Annotated in this window: 9 protein-coding genes; 1 reads left to right on the top strand and 8 read right to left on the bottom strand. The window is 56.7% G+C overall.

Annotated elements, in window-relative coordinates:
• Window positions 1–358: 358 nt before the first annotated feature.
• The 6 genes from BSU04_RS27625 to BSU04_RS27595 form a co-directional block, all read right to left on the bottom strand.
• Window positions 359–1564 (bottom strand): IS91 family transposase, encoded by a 1206-nt coding sequence (locus BSU04_RS27625; protein ID WP_089163556.1) that lies wholly within the window; start codon window positions 1562–1564, stop codon window positions 359–361.
• An 8-nt stretch (window positions 1565–1572) separates the two neighbouring features.
• Window positions 1573–2451, bottom strand: a complete 879-nt coding sequence (locus BSU04_RS27620; protein WP_089163555.1) for a tyrosine-type recombinase/integrase — start codon at window positions 2449–2451, stop codon at window positions 1573–1575.
• A gap of 239 nt (window positions 2452–2690) precedes the next feature.
• A complete protein-coding gene (locus tag BSU04_RS27615) occupies window positions 2691–2984 on the bottom strand; it encodes a DUF2523 domain-containing protein (protein ID WP_089163554.1) in 294 nt (97 codons plus the stop codon).
• Window positions 2985–2993: 9 nt separating this feature from the next.
• Complete coding sequence (locus BSU04_RS27610) at window positions 2994–4469, bottom strand: hypothetical protein (protein WP_144021370.1); 1476 nt, start codon at window positions 4467–4469, stop codon at window positions 2994–2996.
• 257 nt (window positions 4470–4726) lie between these two features.
• Complete coding sequence (locus BSU04_RS27605; RefSeq protein ID WP_089163552.1) at window positions 4727–4975, bottom strand: hypothetical protein; 249 nt, start codon at window positions 4973–4975, stop codon at window positions 4727–4729.
• A 340-nt stretch (window positions 4976–5315) separates the two neighbouring features.
• Window positions 5316–5630 carry a hypothetical protein gene (locus BSU04_RS27595; protein ID WP_089163551.1) on the bottom strand — a complete coding sequence of 105 codons (315 nt, stop codon included), beginning with the start codon at window positions 5628–5630 and terminating at the stop codon, window positions 5316–5318.
• 467 nt (window positions 5631–6097) lie between these two features.
• Between BSU04_RS27595 and BSU04_RS27590 the strand changes: the two genes are divergently transcribed.
• Window positions 6098–6364 (top strand): hypothetical protein, encoded by a 267-nt coding sequence (locus BSU04_RS27590; RefSeq protein WP_089163550.1) that lies wholly within the window; start codon window positions 6098–6100, stop codon window positions 6362–6364.
• 49 nt (window positions 6365–6413) lie between these two features.
• On the opposite strand, the gene BSU04_RS27585 is transcribed toward BSU04_RS27590, so the two are convergent.
• Together BSU04_RS27585 and BSU04_RS27580 are read right to left on the bottom strand one after the other, a co-directional pair.
• Complete coding sequence (locus BSU04_RS27585; RefSeq protein WP_089163549.1) at window positions 6414–7034, bottom strand: plasmid pRiA4b ORF-3 family protein; 621 nt, start codon at window positions 7032–7034, stop codon at window positions 6414–6416.
• A gap of 12 nt (window positions 7035–7046) precedes the next feature.
• Window positions 7047–7293, bottom strand: a 247-nt coding sequence (locus tag BSU04_RS27580) for a transposase domain-containing protein (protein WP_144021369.1), incomplete at its 5' end; no start/stop codon positions are given.

The following is a 7293-nucleotide window of genomic DNA, read 5'->3' as shown; positions in this document are numbered from 1 at the left end:
GGCAGAGGATTTTTTGGTTAGCGATCGCGGCCGCAGAGGGATAACGGAGCCGATGAACATCAGTCCGCGAGCGGTAACTAAAAAACCATTTGTACTAAGCCGCTCCGCAGGCAGTGACCGCTATGGGCGTTGAATGACCACGGCGATAATTTCTGCTGTCCAGCACGGGCGAAGGCAAACAGATTTCCAGCGATCAAGAGAAGCCTGGCAGGTGAAAGACTCAGAAGAGTACGCGTCGGCAGGCCAGTAACCCGCAGGTTTGGCATATTCTGAAGCGATCGCAGATTGATGGCGCGAGCCCAGCCGCGTTAGCCTCGTCGAGGAAGGCAAACGTGCGCGGAAACAGGTGCGGCGGCAACTAGCGCGCATGGTCAGGTCCTGGCGGGGCGCGTGGGAGGCAGCCGGGCATATCTTCAATGCGAAGCATGTGGCCCTTGCCGCACACAGGGCAGTCACGCAGTGACCTACCGGTCAGGCGTTGGTAGCGCTCACGGTAGTCTTCGCCTGGTTCGACTGACGCAGCGGCGGGCGGCTTGACGCCGAGCAGCCGCCGGCAGGTGGCAAGTCGGTCTGTTCGGTGACAGTTGGCGAGCCACCCGTAGCTGCGAATTCGCTTGAAGCCGTCGGGCAGCACATGCAGCAGGAAGCGGCGGATGAACTCGTCGGCCGTGAGCGTCATGGTGCCGTGCCGGGCCTCGTGCCGGTAGTCCTTCCAGCGGAACTGCACGGCGTGTCCGTCGAAGCTCAGCAGCCGGTTATTGGAAATGGCGACGCGATGGGTATAGCGGCCCAGGTAATCGAGCACGTGTTCGGCACCGCCAAAGGGTGGCTTGGCGTAGACGACCCACTCCGACTTGGCAGCGGGCGCAAGCCAGGCAGCGAATTGCCTTGGATCCTTCAGGGACTCGAGGTGGCCGTGCAGGCGAAGCATGCCGGCGTCGAACGCGCGGCGCAATTGCTCGAGGAACAGTCGGCGAAAGAGTCGTGAGAGCACCCGCACGGGCAGAAAGAAGCCGGGGCGGCAGGCGATCCAGCGCTCGCCATCCGGGGAGATGCCACCACCGGGCACGACACAGTGCACGTGCGGGTGATACAGCAGATTCTGCCCCCACGTGTGCAGGATCGCGATGAAGCCGATCTCGGCGCCCAGGTGCTTCGGATCGGCGGCGATCGTGCGCAGTGTCTCGCCGCTGGCGCGAAACAGCAAGTCGTAGAGAACGCGTTTGTTCTGGTACGCGAGAGCCGCGATGGGTTCGGGAAGTGTGAAGACGACATGGAAGTACTCCACCTGTGGAAGCAGCTCGGCTTGCCGGCGCTCGAGCCATCGCGCGCGGGCGAGCGACTGGCACTTTGGGCAATGTCTATTGCGGCACGAGTCGTAGGCGATGCGCTGATGGCCGCACGCGTCGCACCGCTCGACATGTCCTCCGAGTGCGGCGGTACGACACAGTTCGATGGCGCTCATCACACGCCGCTGGACACGACTGAGCCCATCGGCATGGGTTTGCCGGTATTGCGGGCCACAGCGGCGAAGGATGTCCGCCACCTCGAGCGTCGGACGCATGATTGCGCTCAGAAATACTCGGGCGCAGGAGGCGGAGATGCAATGGGTTCGGGATACGGGAGCAGGTCGAAGGGACTGGTGGTAGCGCACACGGTGCTGGTCGCAATTCGTAAATAGCGCGAGGTAGTCGAAAGGGACCTATGGCCCATGAGCAACTGGATCCTTCGTACGTCAGCACCCGTTTCCAACAGGTGCGTGGCGAACGCGTGCCTCAAGGAATGCGGCGTGATTGGCTTCTTGATGCCGCTGCGCTCCCGTGCCGTGTTGCATGCCAGCCTGATCGCGGAAGGGGTGATCGGGTGTCCGGGAATGTCGCCGGGGAAAAGCCAGTCGCGAGGATGAGCGTCGTGCCAGTAGGCCCGCAGGATCTCGAGCAGGCGCGGGGATAACATTACATAGCGATCCTTACGGTTCTTGCCCTGGTTCACGCGGATGACCATGCGCTGACTGTCGATGTCGATGGCCTTCAGGTGCGCAACTTCTGAAACTCGCAGACCGGCGGCATACGCGGTCATCAGCATGGCCCGGTGTTTCAGGCTGGGAACGGCATCGAAGAAGGCCTTAACCTCGTCGAAGCTAAGGATGACCGGTAGTCTCACCGGCTTCTTCGGCAAGGGAAAGTCCTCGTCACTCCAGTCGCGTTTGAGCGTCACGCGGTAAAGAAAGCGCAGTGCACCGATCGTTGCGCCGAGACTGGCGGGTGCCAGTTTGCGCTCTTCGCGCAGGTAGACGAGCCAGGCTCGGATCTCCTCGGGACCCAGCAGTTCGGGCGAGCGGCGAAAGTGCCGGGCGAAACTGCGTACCTGAATCAGATAGGACGTCTGGGTATTATCCGCAAGGTTGCGGATCTGCATGTCATGCAGCATGCGTTGGCGCAGTGGTGTCATGGCGAGCCTCCTGGAAACAGTGGGTGGAATGCCCAACCGGGCGTTCTCATACTGCTCCTGGCGACACCGCTCACCACCTCGCTGGGTTTCAGTGCCAGACAACCCTCTTCATGAAACGTCAGCCATACACCTGTGTCCACCTCCCACTCCCGCGTCAGCGGGTTAGTACAACTACGAACAGACGCATCTCGCAATATCCGCAGCGCACGCCGTTTAACGCAAAGGTTCTTATTCATAGATCACCCGATCAACGGGATACGGCGAATGATGAAGCGGCTCACATAAGCCGTCAGAATCAACGGAGCGCCCACGGAGAAGGCGCAAAGGTCCATGAAGTACCACATTCCCTCGCCAACGCCACCGAAGCCCGAAGCAAGCGACGCCACGGTCGGGAAAATATGCGCAGCTTGAAGGAACGTGATCGCCTCAGAAACGAACAGGTACAACGCCGCATAGACAACCAGCTTGACCACGACGGTTCGCAGGACAAAGCCGAGGAAAACATTGAGAGCGGATACGAGAATGCCGAACATGATGACCCCTTATGCACGAAGCACGATAAACAACGCAGCCAGCGAGAATGCCGCCAAGAACGCCCCGTAAATCTCGCCGCGATGCTGTTCCGCCAAATCACACTGCGAAGTCATCGTTATCGACTTCCCAAACAAGTCGAAAGTCGGCGTCGGACACGTCGCGCCATGCGGAGGAACTGCCCAGCTCTTGAAGTCCGGGAGCGGGTTAATAATCGGATCGAGGATCATGGCAATCGTCGGCGTCGACTCAAGCGTCGGTGAGGCCGTACCCGGATCACCGAGCACGTTCACGTTCATCGTGCAGACAACACCGTTGACGCCACAGACTGAGCCGGTCGTACCCGTGCCGGGATCAATGCCCGGCGACGACGCTGGCGATGTACCAGAAGCAGGATCGGTCCCAACACTTGTAGCAGGCTGCACCGTAGGACTAATCGGCACCGTCTGAGTACCCGGATCACTCGCCGGCCTAAACAGATCGCTGACATTCGGGGCGAGCGAGGGGTTCGCAGCGACCCACGGTTGCACGTCCGCTGTCGTCACTGGTTGGGAAGCCGGAAACGGCAAACCTTGATAGCCAGGTTGAGCCGCAGCGCTTTGCCATGTCTGATTAACGACCTGAGCGAGTGTCATTGGATCGAGAGGTTGAGCCTTCGACGCATCGGTCAGATTCCCATAAATCTGCGATAAATCTGTACCCGTCACAGGCGCAACGCCCGGTCCCACAGTCCACCAGTAAGCAGGCTGAGACGATTGTTGAATCTGAGGCCCTGAAGGCGTCCACAACTTGATCGTGCGCGCTTCGACCAGCGTTTGCGTCGTGTTATCTACGTTCGGTTGGAACGCAACTGTGACGTTCAGCGAGTCAGACCCGCCATTGTCATAACCCGAGCGCCCAACCGTGCCGGAAGCTGAGTTAAATTGCTGTTCATACGTGTCGTATGCCTGAACATCGGACAGTGTGCGCAGTAGGACGACGATCGGGCCGTAATCGCGGGAGAAATTCTTCTGGCCGGTCGGCACCGCTGGAAACGCCGAACAATACGAATCACTCGCCTGACACAGTGAGGTGTGATAGATCAACGCACCTTGATTCATCACGCCGTGGCCGATCACGTCTTGCATTGCAGAGGCAACCGGCTGACCGGGTTGGGGAACTGACCCAAGCGGGTAATCCGCACCAACCGGCACCGGAAGCGGTTGCATCGCGGTGATCACGTGACCGTCTTGTGATCGCGAAAGCGTCAGCGAACCAGCAACCAGCGCACTACCAGCCGCCAGAATCCCCAAGCTCGCCGCGACCGTGAGCCACACCGGAGCACCGAGGAAGCCAAGCCCAATCGCCGCACCTGTCGACACCACGTTAAGCGCGGTAGAGGACTCACCCATCGCCGTCATAGTTGCAGCGATACGCGGATCATTCGCAGCAAACCCGCGAGCGATAGCCACGCGACTAACGATGGCCGCCTCAGCTCGATTGATCACAAAATTTTCGGCGGGGGCCAACAGCGCTTGACTGTGAGCGACTTGAAGCCCGAGAACACATAAGAGCGAAGCAAAGAGGACGACTCTTTTGAAAAACATCACGACCCCTTGAATCCAGTAATAACGGCCCACCCGCACGCAATGCCAAATGCGAACATCAGCAGGTACCAAGCACTATTGACGTCCACGACGTCCTCCATCGGCGAAAACGGGGGCAAGGGCCCCCGAGTGCAGCACCGGCCCGATAACCTCAGCAGTTAAGCGCCGCGAACCATACCAATAAGGATCTTTGCGCCTTTAATCGCCACATAAACACCGATTAGCGTCGCCGCAACAGCGAGAATCCCGACAGTTACAGTCGAGAAATCGATGCCACTCGTCAGCGTGGTGAAATCTGGCCCCGTTGTAGCGGCTTGAGCGTTTGTTTGAACGAGAACAGTGGCGGTAGCCAATGCCCCAACAACGCGCAAAGAATGAGTTTTCAAGTTTTTAAATTTACTTTTCATGTTTTTTTGATTTGAATTGCGGTTTTACCCGCGAAAGTTAATCAAGCGCGTCGCAAAAAATTTACGACCGTGCCTGCCCCGTGACTCACCAACCATAAGGTGATAATCGTGGTGAATGCCACACCCCAAAACCCCGCCGCAGTTGTGTAGTCAAACGGCGTGGCTATTGAGTCTATGTATCCCGCGCTATCCGGCGCGAGTACGTATGCTTGTTGTTGCTGCAAATGGAAAAAGACGCCGCCAGCGGGCGGACAAACTTGCTGGTCTACCGTTGATGCTTGATTTGAGCTCACGGGAACACAGATTAAAATCGATTGAAGCGTGCCGGCGGACATATCGCTTACGCAGCCTTGGCGTCAGCTTTGGGTTGCGGCTTTATATTCCCAAAGGGGGAAAGTGCGACGATTTGTGGAACGAGCCTTCCCTGGTCTTGACCGAATCCAATTTGGAACGCGAATTCGGCCAAATAGTCGCCAGGCTCTGTGTTCTTAAAATTGGGCGGCAAATTTATAGTGCCAACCAGTAGCTGTTCACCTCGCTCTTCTGAGTTTTGCTTAAGAATGCAATGAGCAGTCCGAATGTCGTACGGCTGATTTGTTTTCTTCGATATGCCCGCGTTCTGCACTACCCCAACAATAGTAAGAAGTTGTTTCATTGTGATTATTCATCCAAGAGGCTGTAAAAATTTCGGTATGCGCAGTGCGCAAACGAAAGGTACAACCCGCATCGCAATTAATCAACTTGCCGCTTCGCTATATTTTTTTCGAAATTACTAAACGATACCATTTAGTGAACTAACCTATATCAAAGGGTAAAATTAAATCACCGGTTTCAGTATGCTGCGCGATAGACATAATGATTCACGCACAGTTTTTAAGGTTATTTAAGTTATTGATTCGTCTAAATTTTTGCAATTTGCCTTTCGGCAAAATGCCAAATTAGGAAAGTCAACAATGATCAGACGAAAATATTTTTTTTAAATGTTGTTGCTGGACGTTTGCCGCCCTTGTGTCACGGTCCTCGCTTCGCAAAATCCTGACGGAACAGCTATCGCCATCGCACTCATGGCGCTCAGTAACGCATGAGAACCTACAATGTAATTTTTGACGAGGAGTTACGCGAATGTCCTCAAGAAACAGGTCGGCTCCCCATGACGGCCAGGATAGGTTTTGGAACGAACTTGAAGAGGAACTGAAGAAAGACGACGACTCTGCAGCGAGAGCTCATCTAGCTGCGGGATACCCGATCTATGTCATCGATGCAGACACCCCTCGGGGAACCATCGTAAAGATTTTCCCCGCCGGCGACCGCCAACTGATCATGCTTGACCTAGACGGCGAGCGCGTAATAAGCCCGTCAACCGGAGTTCCCGAAGACGGAGCGAATTAAGTGTGAATCGGTTCGCAGGTAAGCGTCATGCAGAGGCCGCGCCGACCGTTCAGAACTCAAATTCCGCTAGTCGTTCGTTGACGGCAGCGAGGTCAAAAGCATTGGGATCGAAACTGCCGCCACACCATTCGAGCAGTTGCTCATGGTCTTCATGAGACGGGTCGGCTATAGCTTCTAAGAATTCGATATACCCGGGTCCACCACCGACGTCTTCGGGCGGACAGGCGTTGCGGCCAGCCAAGCAGATCGGCGAGCGTAAGTCGGGATCAGGCGGCAAGATCTTTTCGACTTTGACGCGATGTTGCCAATTGTCGCCAAAGTCGTAGATATAGGTGAACAATTTCCGATCACCAAGTGCCACCGCGAGGGTTGCCTTGGCTTCGTCTAACACAGGCGGATCGTCGGGGACATCGGGTCGGAAGAGCGGATCGACCTCCCCATAGTTTTTGTCTCCAATGACGTACTCATGCACGTGGCCACCGTCCCACCCCATGGTCATGAGCAAGATGACGTGAAGCCTGGAAAGCTCAACGGACCCGCGAACGAGAATCTGCCGCCAAATCGCCGGTCTGAGACCCAGTAGTTCAACCCGCAACTGATAGATGAACTCTGGAGAGCTGACCATTCGCAACGTGGGTTTGCGACTGCTTGATTTGCGTGCTTGAGCCATCGTGATGGTCCGTTAAGCTGCGAGCTGTGTGGCCTGTTCAACGGGCATCAGGCGCCACGGCAGCAGTTCGTCGACGCGGTTGATGGGATGATCGGCGATCCGTTCGAAGACAGCACGCAAATACGCGAATGGCTCTACATCGTTTAGGCGTGCCGTTCCGATCAGGCTATAGATTATCGCAGCGCTCTCGCCGCCGCCGTCGGACCCTGCGAACAGATAATTCCGGCGCCCAAGAACCAGTTCCCGTTCATTCTGCCCA

This window comes from Caballeronia sordidicola (assembly GCF_002220365.1).
Classification (GTDB): domain Bacteria; phylum Pseudomonadota; class Gammaproteobacteria; order Burkholderiales; family Burkholderiaceae; genus Caballeronia; species Caballeronia sordidicola_C.
Note: the sequence above shows the minus strand (reverse complement) of the source record. Positions and strands in the feature narration are given on the sequence as shown.